At 57.2% G+C, this 20,210-nt stretch carries 19 protein-coding genes; all 19 read right to left on the minus strand.

Annotated features, from left to right (window positions below; genetic code table 11):
• Positions 1–3 precede the first annotated feature (3 nt).
• The gene (locus tag GX839_07170) at positions 4–2,208 is read right to left on the minus strand and encodes a LuxR family transcriptional regulator (protein NLB05234.1); all 2,205 of its coding nucleotides are present in this window, start codon (positions 2,206–2,208) and stop codon (positions 4–6) included.
• A 47-nt stretch (positions 2,209–2,255) separates the two neighbouring features.
• Entirely contained in the window at positions 2,256–2,624 is a 369-nt protein-coding gene (locus tag GX839_07175; protein ID NLB05235.1) for an ornithine aminomutase, read from the minus strand.
• A gap of 21 nt (positions 2,625–2,645) precedes the next feature.
• Complete coding sequence (locus tag GX839_07180; GenBank protein ID NLB05236.1) at positions 2,646–4,043, minus strand: PLP-dependent lyase/thiolase; 1,398 nt, start codon at positions 4,041–4,043, stop codon at positions 2,646–2,648.
• Positions 4,040–5,407, minus strand: coding sequence for an NADP-binding protein (locus GX839_07185; GenBank protein ID NLB05237.1), 1,368 nt, complete (start codon positions 5,405–5,407; stop codon positions 4,040–4,042). Before GX839_07185 ends, GX839_07180 begins: the two co-directional genes overlap by 4 nt.
• A gap of 50 nt (positions 5,408–5,457) precedes the next feature.
• Entirely contained in the window at positions 5,458–6,381 is a 924-nt protein-coding gene (gene arcC / locus GX839_07190) for a carbamate kinase (GenBank protein ID NLB05238.1), read from the minus strand.
• A gap of 45 nt (positions 6,382–6,426) precedes the next feature.
• Positions 6,427–7,422 carry an ornithine carbamoyltransferase gene (gene argF / locus GX839_07195; protein NLB05239.1) on the minus strand — a complete coding sequence of 332 codons (996 nt, stop codon included), beginning with the start codon at positions 7,420–7,422 and terminating at the stop codon, positions 6,427–6,429.
• Between the two features lie 86 nt (positions 7,423–7,508).
• Positions 7,509–8,225 (minus strand): ABC transporter ATP-binding protein, encoded by a 717-nt coding sequence (locus GX839_07200; protein NLB05240.1) that lies wholly within the window; start codon positions 8,223–8,225, stop codon positions 7,509–7,511.
• Complete coding sequence (locus GX839_07205) at positions 8,212–9,000, minus strand: ABC transporter ATP-binding protein (GenBank protein NLB05241.1); 789 nt, start codon at positions 8,998–9,000, stop codon at positions 8,212–8,214. The genes GX839_07200 and GX839_07205 overlap by 14 nt, the downstream gene beginning before the upstream one ends.
• Positions 8,997–9,890 (minus strand): branched-chain amino acid ABC transporter permease, encoded by an 894-nt coding sequence (locus GX839_07210; protein ID NLB05242.1) that lies wholly within the window; start codon positions 9,888–9,890, stop codon positions 8,997–8,999. Before GX839_07210 ends, GX839_07205 begins: the two co-directional genes overlap by 4 nt.
• Before the next feature lie 10 nt (positions 9,891–9,900).
• Positions 9,901–10,776, minus strand: a complete 876-nt coding sequence (locus GX839_07215; GenBank protein ID NLB05243.1) for a branched-chain amino acid ABC transporter permease — start codon at positions 10,774–10,776, stop codon at positions 9,901–9,903.
• A gap of 117 nt (positions 10,777–10,893) precedes the next feature.
• Complete coding sequence (locus GX839_07220) at positions 10,894–12,084, minus strand: ABC transporter substrate-binding protein (protein ID NLB05244.1); 1,191 nt, start codon at positions 12,082–12,084, stop codon at positions 10,894–10,896.
• 230 nt (positions 12,085–12,314) lie between these two features.
• Positions 12,315–13,535 carry an arginine deiminase gene (locus tag GX839_07225; protein NLB05245.1) on the minus strand — a complete coding sequence of 407 codons (1,221 nt, stop codon included), beginning with the start codon at positions 13,533–13,535 and terminating at the stop codon, positions 12,315–12,317.
• Positions 13,536–13,774: 239 nt separating this feature from the next.
• On the minus strand, positions 13,775–14,467 hold the full coding sequence (locus GX839_07230; protein NLB05246.1) for a V-type ATP synthase subunit D: 693 nt from the start codon (positions 14,465–14,467) through the stop codon (positions 13,775–13,777).
• On the minus strand, positions 14,467–15,855 hold the full coding sequence (locus tag GX839_07235; protein ID NLB05247.1) for a V-type ATP synthase subunit B: 1,389 nt from the start codon (positions 15,853–15,855) through the stop codon (positions 14,467–14,469). Before GX839_07235 ends, GX839_07230 begins: the two co-directional genes overlap by 1 nt.
• 15 nt (positions 15,856–15,870) lie before the next feature.
• Complete coding sequence (locus GX839_07240) at positions 15,871–17,643, minus strand: V-type ATP synthase subunit A (protein NLB05248.1); 1,773 nt, start codon at positions 17,641–17,643, stop codon at positions 15,871–15,873.
• 13 nt (positions 17,644–17,656) lie between these two features.
• Positions 17,657–18,022 carry a V-type ATP synthase subunit F gene (locus tag GX839_07245; protein NLB05249.1) on the minus strand — a complete coding sequence of 122 codons (366 nt, stop codon included), beginning with the start codon at positions 18,020–18,022 and terminating at the stop codon, positions 17,657–17,659.
• A gap of 11 nt (positions 18,023–18,033) precedes the next feature.
• Positions 18,034–19,074, minus strand: a complete 1,041-nt coding sequence (locus GX839_07250; GenBank protein ID NLB05250.1) for a V-type ATPase subunit — start codon at positions 19,072–19,074, stop codon at positions 18,034–18,036.
• On the minus strand, positions 19,067–19,663 hold the full coding sequence (locus GX839_07255; GenBank protein NLB05251.1) for a hypothetical protein: 597 nt from the start codon (positions 19,661–19,663) through the stop codon (positions 19,067–19,069). Before GX839_07255 ends, GX839_07250 begins: the two co-directional genes overlap by 8 nt.
• A 37-nt stretch (positions 19,664–19,700) precedes the next feature.
• Positions 19,701–20,177, minus strand: coding sequence for a V-type ATP synthase subunit K (locus GX839_07260; protein NLB05252.1), 477 nt, complete (start codon positions 20,175–20,177; stop codon positions 19,701–19,703).
• Positions 20,178–20,210: the final 33 nt, after the last annotated feature.

Raw genomic sequence — 20,210 nt, forward strand, 5'->3', positions numbered from 1 at the left:
TGGTCATGCTTCCTCCCGCAGTTCGCGGCGCCGCTTGACCAGGAAACTTGCGACATCAATGCCGTGAGCTCCGCGGCCAAATCCCGCGTCCATGCCGGATTCAACGGCTGTTTCGTTGACAACCTGTGTGCCTCCCGCAACCAGGATCAGCTGGTCGCGGACTCCTTTTTCAATGCAAGTGTCGGCCAGTTTTCTCATGTTCTCATAGTGAACATTATTGTGAGAAATAATGGTCGAGATCAGGATGGCATCGGCTTTCGTTTCAATGGCCGCATCAACCAGCTTGTCGACCGGACAGGAGGTACCCATGTAATGGTACTTGATCCCGAACCCTTCGATGCCTCCGTGCTTGATGTCCAGAATTTCCTTCATGCCGACAGAATGCTCGTCCTCGCCCACGGTGGCCGCGACCACTGTCATGGGTCTCTCATGGACCTCTTCCCTTATCTCTGCCTCGGAAAGGGTTTCAACTTCCTCCGGCAGGACCAGCTGGGCCAGGTCAATATCAAAGCCGACCTTGCCCTTCATCTCAATGTAGGTGCCCTCGGCCGGGTGCATGACCTGGCTGTGGATGACCTCACATTCCGAGAGCGCCAGCTTTTCGCCGATGGCGATGGCGGCAGCCTCCGCGTGTCTCTTGTCACAGGGAAGCAGCATGGTCAGCACCAGGGTTCCGTCCGCCATGAATTCGACCTCCGGCCGGATCAGATTGGTGTTGTCGTAATACTTCTGCTTTTCCGCAATTCGCACATTGACGTTGTCATAGTCGTCCAGCTCATCGATGAATTGAATCTTGGACGGATCTTCAAAGGTGTCGCCGCCAATGGCTTGGCTGGCCGATTTGAATTGGGGCGGGATGTGGTTGTTGCCGAAGTGGACGGACACGGGGGCAAAGTAGTCATCGGCCCGCCGGTAGAGGGTATCGTTACCGATGCCCCCATCCAGCTCACGCGCGATACCGTCACCCTTCCGGTCGGGGTATTCCGCGCTGTCGACAAAGAAGCCGCCTTCAACCGCGCTGTAGTAGCCTCCCGTCTCCAGGATCTCCTCCATGAAGAGGATGGCCCGCTCCTTCAGCTCCCTCACCCGTTCGCCCAGGGGGCCGTCGCGGTTGATGTCCACCATCTGCCGGATGCCGTCCAGGCCATTCAAGCTCTGGCGGGCCGTATTGACCGCGTTGATATTGAAGTAGTGCCAGGGAACATTCCGGCCCTCGTCGGGCGTGATGGTCGACTGGACATCGGCAGAAGTCAGCCGGGAGATGACCATATTGAGCGTATGGGTCACGGTCGCCTCGCGCGTTTCCGACTCCATGTATTTGGTGTTTTGCTGGGCGCGGATCTTGTAGTCGGGAAAGAAATCGCGCAGGGCAACGGCGTAGGGCAGATCCAGGCGCATGCAGGGGGCAGGCGGCGCCGTCGGCGGCACGCTGGACAGGGCGATGTTCTCGGGCTTGATTCCGCAGCGGACCGAAAAGGCCGTGTTGATGGCATGCTGGACCATGAGTTCCGGCATCACCTTCCAGGCTTCCATGGCGGTCGCGTTGGCGTTGTGGGCACCGTCGATCTGCAGCTGGCCGCCGTAGGCGATGATGGCCTTGCTCTCGCAGGCGTCGACAAAGCTCCTGATCATGTTGATGTTGCGGTAAAGCACATTGTACTGCGGGTCCTGATGGACCCCGGATACGCCCTCCTCGACGAACATGACGGCGATGTCGGGCCCCGCCACCCCTGACACATAGGAGTGGTAGTTGATGGGCCTGCCCACCTCATCCTCAATCAGATCGAGGGCCCGCCTGGTCGCCCGGCACTGTTTGCGGGTGATGGGAATGCCGCCGATTCCCTGAGTGGTCCCCTCGATCAGCGAATCGATGTGTGACTGGCCGGTGGTCCGGATGACCATGATATGATCGGCACCGTGCCAGGCAGCCATCCGCATGCGGCGGACATCATCCTCAAAGCGGCCGGACGCAATTTCTGTGGTAATGACGCAGTCAGGCTGGGGATCGATGTAGCCGAAACCCCGGCTTCCCGGCAGGGGCACTGACCGTTCAACCGGCTTGGACACTTCATAGTAGGTGAAATCGCCGACCACTCTCGGTTCATCGCGCTCTTCGCGCCAATGCCAGGGCCGCCTGGGTGAGTGATAATCCTCCAGACCCTCCAGGATTTTCCGGATATCCAGCCTTTCCTCCGGCTGGAGCGGAATTTTGGTTTCACGCGCCGGAACAAGGCCGCTTTTTTTCTCCTTGTCCTTCATGACACCACCTCCCCGAAAAGAGCTTCCGCTTCTTTCCAGTGTCTGCCCTCCGCCAGTGCCAGGCCGGTATCCCGGATTTCCAAGCCGAGTTTTTCCGACAATTTCCAAACCACATGGCCGGCGCCGTGCGGCAGCAAGCGGTGCTCGATGACACCGCTGACGATGGCTTGAGCCTCCAGGCTTGAAAAGCCCATACGGAGAAGGACACTGCGTTCAATGGCCGGCGTTGTGTAGATTCTTCCCGCCTCGATCAGCGGATCGACTATTTTGCCGGCCAGTTCCCAAAAATAGTCATAAAGCGCTTGATCGGACAGGTCCGCCAAATGCTTTCGCCTTTCTTCAAATCCTTGATCGGTCACTCTCATCCCTCCCATCACTCTTTTTGCCTAAAGCTCACGAAGCAGAGCCCGGGTTTCTTCCGTGCCGAGCCTGATCTCCGCAGCCATGTAGGCCAATTCTTCCTCTGACCAGCTGTCACGGCCTTCGGCCATCCGGCGGAGGGCCGACCGCCTGAGACGCCCCATGTCATAGTCACGGACGCGGATCATGGAGGGGTGGGCCGGAAGCACGATGGATTTTCCGGCAACTTCCTCTTCCGGGTCACCAAAGTAGATATCGATTCCATTTTGCCTTGCGAAGGTCAATTGGGGCATGGGATGCTTGCCCGCCCCTGTGTACTCTGTCTCCTGAACAACAATGGTCTGTGACTCAGGCAGCTCACGCGAAAGCGCAAAAGCCGCCGCCAGTGAAGTGTTCCCGGCGGGACCCCGTTCGATCCCCTCAAGCGAGGCCAGCATCTCCGTCGTATAGAAAACCTCTCCCTGTTTGACCAGCAGGTAGCGGTCGATGTAACGGAGAGCCCGGGCGGCATTGCGCGGAACATCCGAGCGGTCGGGCAGGCTGGCAAAGGGGATGCCAAAGCCTGTATGCCCTGTTGTAAAGGATTTGCGGTTGAAATCGCGGACAGACGCCATGGACAGGCCGGAGAGGTCGACGCTGGCTGCGTAAACCCCGGTATCCTTCAAACCCGCCTTGATCAGGCCCCGGGCCGTTCCGGTCAGGTTGCCGCCTCCCGCATGCGTCGCAATCACAATGTCGGGGATCAGGTCATAGTCCTCCCGGCACTGCCGGGCAATCTCAAGTCCCAGGGTCTCAATTCCCGCGATCGCCGAAGGGGAATAGAGCGAGGCATTGTAAAAACCTGTTTCTTCAAGCAGGCTGAGCGCGTAGTAGAAAAGCTCCGGCCCCACAGTCATCTGAATGACCTCGGCTCCCAAAGCTTCGCATTTGCGCTGTTTTTCCAGGATCTCCGGCTGCCCCTTGATGTCGCTGTCGTAGCATTCCTGGATGACAATGCATTTCAGGCCCAGACGGGCGGCCATGCTGGCAACCGCAGCGCCATAGTTGCCGGATGTCGCGGCAATGACGCCCTCATAGCCCTTGCGTTTGGCGTCCCAGACCGAGAGCGCTGCCCTCCGCGCCTTGAAGGAGCCTGAGGGGTTGGCAGCTTCATCCTTGACCAGGATCCGGGCGCCATAGCCTGGCTTGGCCAGTTTCCTTGCCAGGGCCGTGATGTTTTTCATGTCCATGAGCGGCGTATTGCCGACACCCATGTCTTTTTGAATCTCAGCCACTTCCTCGAGGGTGATTCCCACATCCCTCATCATGGCTTCATAGTCAAAGGCGATCCCCTCGCCTTCGTAGACACTGTAATCAATTCCCAGGGCCTTGCCCATAATTTCATTTTGTCTGGCCATGACGGCTTCATAAGTCATCTCTTTCATTCGGCGTCACCTCCAAACAAGATGTTCCGGACTTGCCGGTGCACCACCAGCAATTCGGGCACATAATCGCCGTAATCATGCGAAGGTGCAAGATCACGGCTGGTCAGGGTGCCTTCCACCGTGCGGCCGCTCATGGTTTTCACGTGGACACGCTCTCCTGCTCTGGCCTCGTCTTCCTGGATCCAGCCTTTGGTGAAGGCGATCAAGGGCGTTTTGGCCGTGTCTTCGGGTACCTGGGGAGCCCGCTGACCGACAGGAAGGACGACCTCCTGGATCACCGCATAGTCGCCCTGTTTGAAATGGGTCTTGCGGTCACGGTCCACCTGTTCCGCGTAGCTGCCCAGGATGGCCCGGGGGACCGGCAGGTCGAGCATGGAACGGAGACCGGGTTTGGCAGACAGCACATGGGGGATCATGTTGACCACCATGGCGATGGTTCCGATTCCGCCAGGCGTCTCGGGAACAATGGACAGGTTCATATCGTAGCCATCCGCGTGGATGGTGATGTAGTCGCCGGTGCTGACGCCTTCGTCCTCGGGACAGATCTGCTGGGGGTGATCCAGATGGATAAAAACCTTGCCGTCCGCCGTCCGCCCGTAGCTTTGCTGGCGGATTCCCGCCAGATGGCCCTTTTTGGCCTCCCCATAAGCCGATTTTCGGTCAACATTGGTGATAATGGGCTCCCGTGTCTGTTCGATGTCGACAAGCTCCACCCCCATGCCGGCGGCGATCATCTCCATGGATTCAGGAAACCCTACGTGACCGGCCAGGCTGTCTTCCGCGATGCGGCGCTCGAACTCCTCCACCGAGATGCCGACTCCCTGCTCCTCCATGACCGCCTTGCCGAAGGGGGCCAGATCATTGATCCGGGCCGCTTCGATCGATTCAACGTGTTCGCAGGTTCCGCTGGTGGCCAGAATCAGGTAGTCAAGAACAAAACCGGGATTGATCCCTGTTCCGAGCACGGCAACCTTGCGCTGCCTGGCCAGGGCATCGATCTTGTCGGACATTTCCTTATTCTGAGCCCAGGGCCAGGCCATCTCTTCAGCCGTTGAGATAATGTGGACGCCCTGCTCCAGGCAGAACATGATCTTGTCATACTGGGCGGCGACAAAGGAGTCTGTCGCCAGGATGACGATATCGCAAAGATCTTTGCGGACAATCTCCGTGATGTCTTCCGTGATGATGACAGGCGGGCGGTTCCCCCGCTCAATACCCAGATACGAATATACTTCCTGGCCGATGAGCTTGTCCCACCGGTCGCATACACCGGAGATGACAAGCCCCTTCTTTGAGGCGATCATCTTTCCGATGCCGCTGCCCATGGCGCCGAAGCCCCATAAGGCGACTCTGATATCCCGCATACGCTACCCTCCTCCCTCCTGGCATCTGATGCCTGCTGACGCTGAGTCCTCTATTGCAAACTGATATGTGTTCCTGTTTTACCTGCGATGCCGTCGCGGGCCCGTTCCAGTGAGGTGATCAGGGCGGTCCGGCCCTTGCCGGATTTGGCAAAAGCCATACTGGCCTCAACTTTTGGCAGCATGGATCCGGGCGCGAAGTGGCCCTCTTTCATGTAGCCTTCCATTTCTTCAACCGTGACCCGGTCCAGCCACTTTTCATCGGACTTTTCGTAATTCAAAGCTACCTTTTCGACGGCTGTCAGGATGATCAGGTAGTCGGCATCGACAATCTCCGCCAGTATTTCCGAGGCGAAGTCCTTATCGATTACAGCCGCCACACCTTCCAGATGATTCCCTTCACGAACCACGGGAATCCCCCCGCCGCCCACCGTGATGACTACCTGGCCTTCACGGATCAGGGCATTGACCGTCCGGTCCTCGATGACCGCGACCGGTTTGGGCGAGGCGACGACCCGGCGATAGCCGCGGCCGGCGTCTTCTTTCATGACAAAGCCGGTTTCCACCGCGATTTTTTCGGCTTCCTCCCTGCTGTAGAAAGACCCGATTGGTTTGGTCGGATTTTGAAAAGCAGGGTCATTTTTGTCCACTACCACCTGGGTCACCACGGTTGCGACCGGCAGATCCAGTCCGCGCGAAAGCAGCTCCTCGCGGAGCGCGTTTTGCAGATGATAGCCAATGTAACCCTGGCTCATGGCGCCACATTCCGGGAAAGGCATGGGCGGCACTACACCGCTGTCAAAGGCCAGGTTAATCATGCCAACCTGAGGCCCGTTGCCGTGGGCCAGCACCAGTTCATGTCCCTCTTCGATCAAGTCCGCGATGGGGACGGCGGTCTGCCTGACTAATGCTCGCTGTTCCTGTGCTGTATTGCCAAGGGCGTTACCGCCCAGGGCGACGACGATACGTTTTTTCACAAAATTGCCTCCGTAGTTACTTATTCGGCATTTGCCGTGTATTTATCAGCGACCGATCGTGGCGACCATGATCGCCTTAATCGAGTGCAATCTATTCTCTGCCTGGTCAAATACCCGCGAGTGCTTGCTGCGGAAAACCTCATCCGAACATTCCATGGCGGTCAGGCCGTATTCTTCATGAATTTGCCGGCCGATACTGGTGTGAAGGTCGTGGAAAGCCGGCAGGCAGTGAAGGAAGATGACATCCGGGTTGCCCGTCATCTCAACCATTTCCATGTTGACCTGGTAGTCCCGAAGCTGGCGGATCCGCTCCTCGAACATGGCTTCTTCGCCCATGGATACCCAGACATCGGTATAGAGCACGTCAGCTCCCCTGACAATCTCAAGCTTGTCCGAACAGGTGATGCTTCCGCCTGTCTCCCGCGCCACCTCTTTCATCTCTTCCACCAGCTTTTCTTCCGGCCACAGCTCGCGCGGCGCAAAGGCAGCAAAATCCAGGCCCAGCTTGGCGCTGCCGATCATGAGCGAGTTTCCCATGTTGTTTCGGGCGTCACCGGCGTAAACCAGTTTAACCCGGTTAAGCGGTTTGGGTACGAACTCACGGATGGTCATCATATCAGCCAGGATCTGGGTCGGGTGGTAAAGGTCTGTCAGGCCGTTCCAGACCGGCACACCGGCGTGGGCGGCCAGCTCTTCAACTGTTTCCTGAGCAAAACCCCGGAATTCAATGCCGTCGTAGAAACGCCCCAGCACCTTGGCCGTATCCTCCACCGATTCTTTTTTGTTCATCTGCGAATCGGCCGCCCCCAGAAAGGTTACCCCCGCCCCTTCATCCATGGCGGCCACCTCAAAAGCGCAGCGGGTCCGTGTTGAGGTCTTTTCAAAGAGGAGAACGATATTTTTTCCTTTCAGCAGATCACCTGGAAGTCCGAGTCTTTTTTTTGTTTTGAGCTCGGATGCCAGGTCGAGAAGCCATCGGATTTCATCAGATGAAAAGTCCTTGAGAGTGAGAAAATGTCTGCCTTTTAAACTAATGGCCATGAGTCATCTCCTTTTCTTAGTAAATGCCGCCATAAGACTAGCCCATAACGATCGATAACACAATTTGGGCGCCCGTCAATGCTGGTTCAAGCCTTGGCAACGCCCAGGTAAGCGTCCTGGATCTGCGGATCGGCGGCGATCTTGGCCGCTTCATCCTCTTGCACGATGACGCCTTGTTCGAGAACGTAGGCGTAGTCTGCCACCTCCAGGGCTTTATAAGCGTTTTGTTCGACCAGGAGGATGGTCTTGCCCAAATCGTGAATGTCGTCAATGATCTTAAAAATGGTCTCAACCAGGAGAGGGGCCAGGCCAAGCGAGGGCTCATCCAGCATGACCAGGTGCGGATCACTCATGAGACCGCGTCCCATGGCCAGCATCTGTTGTTCACCCCCGGACAGGGTTCCGGCCAGCTGGCCGATCCGCTCCTCCAGACGCGGAAAAAGCTGAAAGACCGTTTCCATATCCTCTTTGATCTTTTGCTTGTCCCGCCTCTGATAGGCGCCCATCATCAGGTTTTCACGAACCGTGAGATTGGCGAAAACCAGCCGCCCCTCCGGCACTTGAGACAGGCCCAATTTGACAATTTTGTCGGGCTGCCTCGGCAGATCCTCCCCCTGGTATTTGATGCTGCCGTCCGCGTAGGGGACGACACCGCTCAAGGCATTGAGCAGGGTCGACTTTCCCGCTCCGTTGGATCCTATGATGGTGACAATTTCGCCTTCGTTGACCTTGATGTTGACACCCCGCAGGGCATGGATACCGCCGTAGAAAACCTGGAGATCCTTGACTTCAAGCAGTGGCATCTTCCCGTCCCTCCTTCTTTCCCAGATAGGCCTCAATGACTTCGGGGTTTTTCTGGATTTCCTCCGCCGACCCTTCGGCGATTTCCTTGCCAAAGTTGATGACCATGATCCGCTCGCAGATATTCATGACCAGATCCATGTGGTGCTCAATCAGGAGCACGGTCAGATCGAAATCATCGCGGATGCCGCGGATGGTTTCGACCAGGCTCATGGTCTCGTCAGGATTCATGCCGGCAGCTGGCTCATCAAGGAGCAGCAGCCTGGGATGCAGGGCTACCGCCCGGGCAATTTCAAGACGCCGCTGATCGCCGTAGGGAAGATTCATGGCGATCTCATCTTTGCGGTTGTAAAGGCCCATTCGCTCCAGGAGCAGCCTGGCCTCCTCCCTGATCTGCTTCTCCCCCCGCCTGAAACGGGGGGTGTGAATCAGGCTGTCATGGATCTTGTAATCGGTGTTCAGATGGCAGGCGGTCAGTACATTTTCATAGACGGTCATCTCCTTGAAAAGGCGGATATTCTGAAAAGTGCGTGTGATTCCTGCTCTGGCAATCTGGAAGGAACCCTTGCCGACCAGACTTTCGCCATAAAAAATGATTTCTCCGGCTGTCGGGGTAATGATGGCTGTGACCAGATTGAAGACGGTCGTTTTCCCCGCGCCGTTGGGCCCGATCAGGCCGTAAATTTCCTTCTCTTCGATACCAAAGGAGAGATCATCCACCGCGGTCAGGCCGCCAAATTTCTTGGTAAGATTCCTGATTTCCAGTACCTTGCTCATGCTTGACCTCCTTCCCCGGCATCTTTTCGCCTGAACTTGCCCTTGATGAAGCGGATGACAGGTGCGACAAAGAAAAACTCAATCAATTCCCTGCCTCCGGCGATGCCTTTGGGGCGCAGAATAATCAGGATAACAACGGCCGCACCGTAAATCACCATCCGCCAGTTGAAAATGAAGCGGAGAAATTCCGGCAGCAGGGTCAGCAGAATTGCGCCGATCACCGATCCTGTGATGGAACCCAGGCCTCCGATGATGGTCATGATGGTCAGTTCCGTGGACTTGAGAAGCTGGAAATTGATGGGCTTGATGAAGGTCATGTAGTGGGCGTAAAGCGAGCCGCCAATGCCGGCATAAACCGCGCTGATGAAAAGCGAGAGCAGCTTGGTTCGAAAGACGTCGACTCCGATGGTGGAGGAGGCCAGCTCCTCCTCGCGGACGGCCTTGAAATTCCGGCCATATCTGGAGTTGATCAGGCGGGTCATGAAAAAGATGGCGATGATGCAGATGATCCAGACAGTCAGGAAAGTCGAATTTTTCTCAATAGCCGAAAAACCGCGGGCACCTCCGAGCGGTTCAATGTTGTCAAAGATCAAACGGACCGACTCGCCAAAACCCAGGGTGGCAATCAGAAAATAATCCCCCTTCAGCTTCAGGGTCAGCCGGCCAAGCAAGAGGCTGACCAGCCCCGCCGCCAAACCGGCGATTGGCAGGGCGACAAGAAAGGGGATCTTATAAGTGACCGTCAGAATGGCGGATGTATAGGCACCGACACACATAAACCCGGCATGCCCGAAAGAAAACAGGCCGGTGAATCCGGTCAGCAGGCCAAGGCCGAGTACCACCATCAGGTTGATGCCGGCCAGGGTCAATACTTGCAAAATGTAATCCATGGCCGCCTCCTTACGCCTTGTCTTCAGTGTGCTTGCCCATAATCCCGGTGGGTTTGACGACCAGAACACCGATCAGGATGACAAAAGCGATCAGGTCGCGAAGCTGAGACCTGACGGCTGCTACGAAGGTTTCAATAACCCCCAGCAGGATGGACCCAACGATGGCGCCTGGAAGGCTGCCCAGCCCCCCGAAAACAGCGGCGATAAAGGCCTTGTTGGTAATGATTCCCGCCTGGGCATAGACCGTGTACTTAATGCCGAAGAAAACTCCTGCAATGCCGGCCAAAGCACCGCCCAGGGCAAAGACCGTCATGATGATGCGGTCAACATTCACGCCCATGAGCTGGCTGGCGCGGGCGTTGTAGGTGGCGGCCCGCACCGCCATTCCTGCGCGTGTTTTGTTAAGGAATAGCACCAGTCCAATCAGAGCGAGAGATGAAATCGCCAGCATAAGAACGTCCATCTTGCTGATGCTCAGGCTGCCCAGCTGGAAGGTGGTTTTTTCGAAAATCATGGGATAGGTCTTGAACTGCGGCCCGATGGTGGCGATCACCAGGTTTTCCAGCAGGATCGACATGCCCATGGCCGAGATGATGAAGTAGAGAGTTGGCGCTGTGCGTTTTCTCAAGGGCCGGTAGGCTAGCCGCTCAATGACGCTGGCGATCAAAGTCGCCGCCAGGGTCGCGATGATAATGGCGCCGGCGAAAGAGACATTGAGCAAGGTATTCGCGTAGTAACCGATATAGGAGGACAACATGATGACGCCCCCATGCGCGAAGTTGCTGAAGTTCATGATGCTGTATACAAGCGAATAGCCGACCGCCATCAAAGCGTAGATGCTTCCGATCGACAGGCCGTTGATCAGCTGTTGCAGAAATTGACTCATATCACGTCCCCCTGATTAAAGGGAGGGGCTGGAGCCCCTCCCCTCAGTCTGAATTGTCTTAACACACCAGTTCGGGCGCTAAGGGCACAGCGCGTGTGTCCGGGTCGAATTCTTCCGCTAGCCCAAATCGGCTGCGAATTTTTTGACGAATTTGTACTGGTCGCCCTCGATGGTGATGATGGCCGCCTCCTTGCCGATGGGGTTGTGATCATCGGGAGAAATATGGATGGTGCCCGTGATCCCTTCCACCTTGATACCTTCCAGTGCCTTGGCAATGGCTTCGGAGCTGATCTTCCCCTTGTTCTCTTCTGCGACTTTTTCAATGGCAGCTTTGGCTGTCACAAAGGCATCGTGCCCCATGTAGGCGTTGAGCTGCATGGGCTTGCCCGGGTAGGCCGCGGCAAACTGCGCCTTAAAGCCCTGGACATCCGGATCGTCGAAGTCAACATGGTTGACGATGAAGCTTCCTTGCAGGTAAGGGCCGCCCATCTCCATGAGCTGGTCGGAGGTCCAGCCGTCACCGCCCATGAAAATCGCCTTGATTCCAATCTCATCCGCCTGCTTGGCCGTCAGTGACACTTCCTTGTAGAAATAGGGCAGGAAAATCACATCAGGAGCTTTTTCCTTGATCTTGGTCAGCTGGGCGCGGAAGTCGACGTCGCCCGTCTTGAAGGCTTCCTCCGCCACGACCTGGCCGCCCAGACTCTCGAAGGTCTTTTTGAAGTACTCGGCCAGGCCCTGGGAATACTCGTCGGAGATATCAGAGAGAATGGCAGCAGTTTTGAAACCCGCCTCCTGGTAAGCGAAACTTGCGGCTACAGCGCCCTGATAGGGATCGATGAAGCAAACACGGAAGTTATAGGGCTTGACTTTTCCGGCGTCAAAAGTCACTTTCTCGTTGGTTGCCACGGTCGCGATGTCGGCCACCTTGCCTTTTTCCAGCACCGAAGCGATAGGGATGGCCAGCCCGGACGAATTGGGTCCCAGGATCACCTGAACCTTGTCGCTGGTGACCAGGCGGTTGACCGCGTTCACCGCCTCCTCCGGAGTGCCCTTGGTGTCATAGGGAATGAATTCAAGTTGCTTGCCGGCGATGCCGCCAGCAGCGTTGACCTCATCCACCAGCATCTTGATGGTGTCACTTTCACAGATTCCGAAAACGGACTGGTCACCGGTCAAGGATCCGATCCAGCCAATTTTGATCTTGGACCCTGCAACATTTCCCTCTTCCCCGCCGTCCTTGGCACAAGCGGCCACAAGGCTGAGGCAGAGAATGGTTGCCAACAACAACAATAATACTTTTTTCATTTTTTCCTCCCTGGAATTTCGTTATAGCAACTTTTCCGATCCCAGCCCAACTTGTCGAAAAGAATAAAAATCCTCTCAATTCGGCGGGCTGCCTCTGTGATGATTGTAGCAAAATTCGGAGACGGTTTGTAGTATTCAGGCCGATAATTTATTGGCATTACAAGAGGACCCTGATCGCAAAAGAAAGCGGAACATGCAGGTTTGGCAGAAAAGAACTGCAGGCTGCCGGCTCAGTCGATGTCGTCCCGCCAGAGGGGCTGGGTCATGCAGCGCGGCCCGCCGCGGCCGCGGGATAATTCAGAGGCCTGGATTTCATGAACCTTGACCCCCGCTTCACGCAAGAGGCGGTTGGTGATCCGGTTCCGGTCATAGGCGATCACCTCACCGGGGGCGATGGCAAGCACATTGACCCCATCATTCCACTGCTCACGCTGGGCGTCAATCAGGCTGCTGCCGCCGCAGCGGATCAGCTCCACTTCACTCAAGCCCAGGCAGGTTTTCAAGATCGATTTCAAATTGCCGCCGAGATTCTCGGTTATCAGTTGACCTTGTGCATTGACCGTAATGCCGTAGACTTCGACGGCTCCCTCAATCTCAGGATGAATGGTGAAAATATCCCGGTCCGCCATGGCGAAGACGGTGTCAAGATGCATGAAGGCCCGGCGCTCGGGAATGCTGACAATCAGCAAACGGCGGAAACTGTCGCCTGCCGTGAGGACACGTTGCGCCAGAGTTTTGATGGCGGCTATCTCCGTACGCTGTGAGGCGCCGACAGCTAGGACTTCCCTCGACAGGATCATGATATCGCCGCCCTCCAGTGTCGCGTTTTCATCGCGGTTGAAATATAGGGGGACATCCTTGAAGAGGGGATGATACTTGACAACGAAGTAGGGCAGCAGGGACTCCCGCCGTCTGTTTTCCACCCACATGCAGTTGTTTGAAACGCCGTGGCCGATCACCGACATGGGATCCCGTGTAAAATACAGATTTGGCATGGGCTCAAAGATCAGTGTCCGCCGCCTGACAATGGGGGCGAGCGTCCCGTTCCCATTGTGATAATCCTCGCTCCTCAAGCCTGCTGCCATGATGCAAGACAGTTCTCTTAAATCTTCCATATGGAAAAGATAATCGAAGAGGCGGGGCATCGACGGCAAAAAGACGTGAGCTTCCTTCAGGAATTCTTGAATAACGTCGCGGCGGTGCTCAGGATCTGCCAGTACGTCCGCAACAATATCGTGGGAATAGTGCACTTCCGTGCCGGCCTGCCTCAAAATCTCGACGAACCGGTCGTGCTCTTTCCCGGCTGATACATGGTCCGGTATATCCTCAAAGAGAAACCTGCTCATGGTTGGCGGCGTCAGATTATCCAGTTCCGGCCCGGGCCGGTGTACGATTACACGCCGCAACTTTCCGATTTCAGAGTAAACATTGACTCCGTTTTGATCAGCCATCATATCCTCCGGTCGGTTTGCCGTGACAGGAGGGGGATCATGGGCAATGCGACTTTTGTCAATTTCCCCCCTCAGACAAAAAATCGCCACACGTTGTGATTATACACTTGCCGTCACGGTATGCTCAAGGAAAATCGAAAAAAAACGTGAAAAATAATGGAGATTAACGGACTTGCCGGCAACTGTCACCAATCTGTAACTGAACAACAATATGGCCGCCGCTCTTCAAGCCGGACAGATCAGATTCTTTGACGGCGGCGCTCTTCCGCCTGGTCCTGGCGTTTTTTGATCTCCTGCTCGACGATCATGTCCTTGACTTTCATCAGGCGGGTCAGGTTGCCGCGTTCGTTCTCGTCCATTTTCATGGTAATGGTGCGGATGGTTTCCTCCAGGGAAGGAATCATGACGTATTCCAGCGAGTTGACCCGGCGCCGGGTCCGCTCGATTTCCGCCGCCATGAGGTGAACTTTGTGTTCCAGACCGGCAAGCTTCATCATAAGAGGCAGGGACTGGCGGTAGGAATCAATCGCCACGTCCAGCTCCCCTGTCACAGAGGCCAGGCCATAGGGAAGCTCGATTGGGCGTTTTTCCCCTTCCGGATCATGAGGATAGCGGATAAGCGGGGTCCGCACGCTCATGGTATTTTCCCGGCCGACAGTCACGCAAAGTGGGGCGGTATCTGCCATCAGAGCCCCATCGACGACCTGCGGACCGTTAACCGCCCGGGCCAGCATCATCTCCCGGTGCGCTCTTTCAATGATTGTTTCTGTTTTGCGTCTCAGGGCATCGACTTCCAGCACCAGGACCAGAAACTGCCGCATCAGTTCGTCACGCTTGTCTTTCAGCAGTTTGTGCCCGCGGCGTGCGATGCGGAGCTGCGCTTTCAGGCGAAGCAGCTCCATGCGGTTGGGATTGACTCGCATCAGGGCCATCAGCTGCCAACCTCCTGCCCGTTCCTGTAATATTGGTCAATGTATTCCTGGTGAACCCGCTTCAGTTCTTCGGCCGGCAGCATGCGCAGGAGCTTCCAACCGATCTCCAGCGTTTCCTCAATGGTGCGGTTGGCTTCAAAACCCTGCGAGACGTACTCCTCTTCGAAAGCGACAGAAAAGCCGGCGTAAACCAAATCCAGTTCACTCAAAGCCTCCTCCCCCAGGATGATCTGGAGGTCACGGGCGTCTTTCCCGCGCGAATAGGCGGCGAAAAGCTGGTTCATGGTGTCAGCGTGATCGGCCCGGGTCTTGCCCGCACCGATCCCCTTGTCCTTGAGCCTGGAAAGAGAGGGCAGCACGTCAATGGGCGGCTGGATGCCCCGGCGGTGCAGGTCCCGCGACAGGATAACCTGGCCCTCGGTGATGTAGCCGGTCAGGTCGGGGATGGGATGGGTCTTGTCGTCGTCAGGCATGGTCAAAATGGGCACAAAGGTGATGGATCCTTTACGGTCCTTGATGCGGCCGGCCCGTTCATAGATGCTGGCCAGGTCGGTGTAAAGGTAGCCCGGGTAACCCCGGCGGCCCGGTACTTCCTTCCTTGCGGCCGACACTTCCCGCAACGCCTCGGCATAATAGGTGATATCGGTCATGAGAACCAGCACATGCATGTCAAGGTCGTAGGCCAGGTATTCTGCGGCTGTCAGCGCCATGCGGGGGGTAGCGATCCGCTCGATGGCCGGATCGTCCGCCAGATTGATGAACATGACAGCCCGGTCGATGGCCCCGGTGCGGCGGAAGTCATTGATAAAGAAGTCTGCCTCTTCGAAAGTGATGCCCATGGCGGCAAAAACAACGGCGAAATCCTCCTGGCTGTTGAGCACACCCGCCTGTCTGGCGATCTGGGCGGCCAGCTGGGCGTGAGGCAGGCCCGCACCCGAAAAGATTGGCAGTTTCTGCCCCCTGACCAGGGTATTCAGGCCGTCAATAGCCGAAACACCGGTCTGAATGAATTCATTGGGATAATCACGGGCAGCGGGATTGATGGGCGTTCCGTTAATATCCCGCATGGACTCAGGAATCAGGTCCGGCCCGCCGTCCTTGGGCTGGCCCATGCCGTCGAAGATGCGGCCGAGCAGGTCAGGTGACACCCCCAGCTCAAGGCCGCGTCCCAAAAACCGGACCGTGCTCCTTTCGATGTTGAGCCCGATGGAACTTTCAAAAAGCTGGACCAGGGCGTCCGTGCCCTCGATTTCCAGCACCCGGCAGTGACGGAGCCTGCCGTCTTCCAGTTCGATCTCCCCCAGCTCGTCATACTTGACGTTCTCAACGCCCCTGACCATCATCAGGGGACCCGTTACTTCTTCGATGGTCCGGTATTCTCTCGCCATAAGCCTCTTCCCTTCTCAGCCTGTCAGCCCGCCCATCTCGGCCAGAAGCTGTTCTTTTCTCAGATCGAACCAGCGGCCGGCTTCCTGCTCCGGAATGTATTTGAAGCGCGCGATCTCAGCCCGGATGGGCAGTTTCATGATGGCCTCGAAGTCAGCTGAGCGGGCCAGCGCCTTTTGCGCTTCATAGTAAAAGAGCATGACCAGCGACAACATCTTATGCTGCTTGTCAATGGAGGTATAGGTATCGATCTCGTCATAGGAATTCTGATGCAGAAAGTCCTCCCTCAAAGACCGTGCCGATTCCAGCTTGAGCCGGTCCGCATTGGAAAGCGCATCCTGGCCGATCAGGCGGACGATCTCCTCCAGTTCCGACTCTTCCTGTAACAGAGTCATGGCGTCAAGTCTGGTACGGCTGAAGTCAGGCGCAATCTTTTCGTTCATCCAGCTGTCAATCTTGGGCTGGTAAAGGGAGTAACTGGTCAGCCAGTTGATGGCCGGGAAGTGCCGTCTGTAAGCCAGATCGGAGTCAAGGCTCCAGAAGACCTGAACAATCCGAAGAGTCGACTGGGCAACCGGATCGGAGAGGTCGCCGCCCGGCGGCGAGACGGCCCCGATGGCCGTCAGGATGCCGACCCGTTCCTCACCCTCACCGCAAAGGCAATGGACCATGCCCGCCCGCTCATAAAAGCTGGCCAGCCGGGAACCCAGATAGGCCGGGTAACCCTCTTCGCCCGGCATCTCCTCCAGCCGTCCCGACATCTCGCGCAGAGCTTCCGCCCAGCGTGACGTCGAGTCGGCCATGAGCGAAACGGAATAGCCCATGTCGCGAAAATACTCCGCGATGGTAATCCCCGTGTAAATCGATGCTTCGCGCGCGGCCACCGGCATGTCAGAGGTGTTGGCAATCAGGATGGTCCGTTTCATCAGGGGATAGCCCGTTTTGGGATCTTTAAGCTCAGGAAATTCCATGAGGACGTCTGTCATCTCGTTGCCTCGCTCGCCGCAGCCGATGTAGACGACCACATCGGCCTGGGCCCACTTGGCCAGCTGGTGCTGAATGACGGTCTTGCCGCTGCCGAAGGGGCCCGGCACCGCGGCCGTACCTCCCTGGGCAACGGGGAAGAAGGTGTCAATGGAGCGCTGCCCTGTGATGAGGGGCTCGCCCGGCGCGATCTTCTCCCGGTAGGGCCGGCCAATGCGGACCGGCCAGCGCTGGATCAGAGTTATATCAACAAGCTGGCCCCGGTCATCCTCCAGGACGGCCACCACATCAGTCACCTTAAAACGGCCGGCCCTGATTTCCCTGATAAGGCCCGACCGGCCGGGCGGCACCATGATGCGGTGCTCCATCAGCTCGGTCTCCGGCACGGTCCCGATGATATCGCCGCCAGTCACCCGGTCACCCTCTTTTTTAACCGGTTGGAAGTCCCAGACCCTTTCCCGGTTCAGGGCCGGCGCGAAAGCGCCGCGGGTGATCCGGTCACCCTCCCTGTCAACCAGGATGTCGAGCGGGCGTTGAATTCCGTCAAAGAATTCGCCGATCAGGCCGGGCCCAAGCTCAACCGACAGGGGTGTCCCCCGGGATAAAACCTTTTCCCCGGGGCCCAGCCCCGCCGTTTCCTCGTAAACCTGGATGGATGCCTCATCACCATGCATCTCGATGATTTCGCCGATCAGCCGTTTTTCCGATACCTCAACGACATCAAACATGTCGGCGTCCCGCATGCCTTTGGCCACGACAAGAGGGCCGGACACCTTGACGATTTCACCCTGACTTCTTCGATCCATGGAATCTCTCCCTTTATCTGCTCTCGCCCGACGCAACTGTTTCGTCTTCTGAAATTGGCCGGTGCTGACCGATCATGTCGATTCCGGTTGCTTTCCGGACTGCCGTCCTCAGTTCCTGCCTGCCCAGCCCAACCTGCCGTCGGGCAGATGGAATAATCGTAATGACGGGCAAATAGCGAAGTCGCCAGTCATCAAGATGACTCCCCATTCTCCCAGCCAGTTCCTCTGTCACAAAGATCACGGCATAGGACTCATCTGCCCAGCGCTTGAGAGTTTCAATTGCCCTATCGGCATCGCTTGTCTCACAGACCGTCAGTCCGAGCGCGCGAAAAGCCTCAATGCTGTCGTGCTCGCCCATGATCCCTGTCTTGTAATCCACCATCCTGTCTCCTAGAAATCGCGGCGGAGCGAACCGATGGCTCCACGGCTGGGCCCGCCCGTTACGGCCTGCATAACAATCCGGATGTTCTTAAATTCACATTCCCGGGCCATGATGTAGGCCATGACCCGGGGCGGCCCGGAGAGCATCCGGAATCCTCCTTCCAGATAGCTGTATAAAAGCTTGTCGCGCGCCAGGGAAAAACGAGAGGCGCCGCCTCTTTCCCTGTAGGTGACAAAGTGACTGGACAACGGTTGGCAGGGTGTATCACAAAGATCATCGATGACCGCCTGGTCGTCGGCGTCAAAATAGGAAAACCAGGCTTCCAGGGGAACCGTTCCACCGGGCAGCAGGCTGTCTTTGTAGACAGACAGACCCACCCTCCTCATCCTGACCCGCAGCAGGGTTTCAAGGTTGGCCAGGTCCCTGACCCGGTCGAAATAGCCCGCCATCCAGGGATCTTCAAAGGCCAAGGTGATTTGCCGGATCAGGGCATGAATGTCGCGGTCGATTGAACGGTCGATGGCAGCGGGATCATAGCCTGCCAGATAGGCTTCCCTGGCCCTGGCAAGGATCGCCCCGGCCCACGGAGGCAGGGCGGTTTCCTTTTCGGCCCGGATAACTCCCCGCCACAGGACATCGGCCGGGATCAAGGACGGCTGGAGGAGCCGGGCCTTGAAGGCCTCCTCGCCGGGGGCTTGACCGGCAAAAGCGGCTTTGAGCGAAATCTTCAAGTTGGTCGCGTCACGGGGCAGAAGCAGCACCTGGCAATAGCCATCGTCCGGCGTCACCTCCATCAGAAAGGCGTAAAGCCTTAAGTTTTCTTCCAGGACCATCCCCTCGATGGTCTCTTTTTGCGGGTAACGGTGCTCAAGAAGGAGACGGCGGACCTCTTCTTCTGAATCCGCCGCAAAAAGCCGGTCCAGACCTGAACGGCCAAAAAGGTCCTGTTCGAGGCACCATACCCTGCCTGAGGCGTGCGGCCAGGAACCCGCCTTGTCCTTGCGCACAGGGGGCAGTGGAATTGCGGCTTCCTTCAATCGCCTAGCCATCCGCTCCATCTCCCCCGTCCATGCCGGGGAATTCCAGGGCTGCCCGCGCCAGTTCAGGCCTGAAGTCACGCACCACCGTGTCATAGGTCAGGTTATCCCGGATCCGGCCCTGGGTGACCACGACCCCTCCTGAGAAAGCGCCGTCTTCTTCGTCAAGGGTGAAACGGCCCTCCGGCAAAGCCTTCAGGAGTGCTTGCCCGATTTCTGCGCGGTCAGCAGCCGACAAGGTAATGACCCCTTCTTTGAGTCCTCCTGCCCTGATCAGGCCGGCATAAAGCCCGACCCGTTCTGGGGCGGGTTTTTCACGGAGCAGCTCCAGGGCCCGCTGGATGACCCGGTCGGCCAGCTCCTGCTTGCGCTCCAGCTCCTGCCTGCGCCTCAGGGCATCTGCCAGGCTCTGACCTCTTTTTATCAGCAGTTCCGCCTCCTGATCCGCCTGTTCTTCCGCCTCGGCAAGGATCTTCTCACAGCTTCTTTGGGCGTTTGCATGCTCCCTGTCGACGAAAACCTCCGTCTCGGCAGCGATAGCCTCCGCTTCAGCTTCTGCCTGGTCCAGGATATGACTTTTGATCCGATCGATTCCTTCCACTTAAAGGCTCCCTCTTTCCGGTTCCTCCCCAACAGCCCTAGACGGCAATGCTCATGACTCCAAGGATGGTCGCAAGAAGGGAGAGAATGGCGTAGGTTTCAACCATGACCGCCAGCACGATGGCGTTGCCCGTGGTTTCGCCATGCTTGGTGACCAGGGCCATTCCGCCTTCAGCCACATTGCCCTGGTGAAAGGCGGACAGGAGGCCGATCAAGGCAACAGGCAGTGAAGCCAGAAGGAAAAGCAGGCCTTGCTGAGGTGTCAGCGAAGTGCTGCCGCCCAGCATGCCGGAATGGTTCATGATCATAAACCAACCCAGCAGGCCGTAGATGCCTTGGGTACCGGGTAAAGCCTGCAAAATCAGCAGTTTCCCGAACATGGACGGATCTTCGGACATGATGCCGGACGCGACCTGGCCGAGCCTTCCGACAACTTTTGCGGATCCATAGCCGGGCAGTATGACCGCCAGGGCGGCTGCCAGGTAGACCAGGAGCGGACCAATGATGGATGTCATAATTTTCCTCCGAATGTCAACCGTTACCGGTTG

It is taken from the genome of Fastidiosipila sp., assembly GCA_012511175.1.
In the GTDB taxonomy this organism is placed as follows: domain Bacteria; phylum Bacillota; class Clostridia; order Saccharofermentanales; family DTU023; genus UBA4923.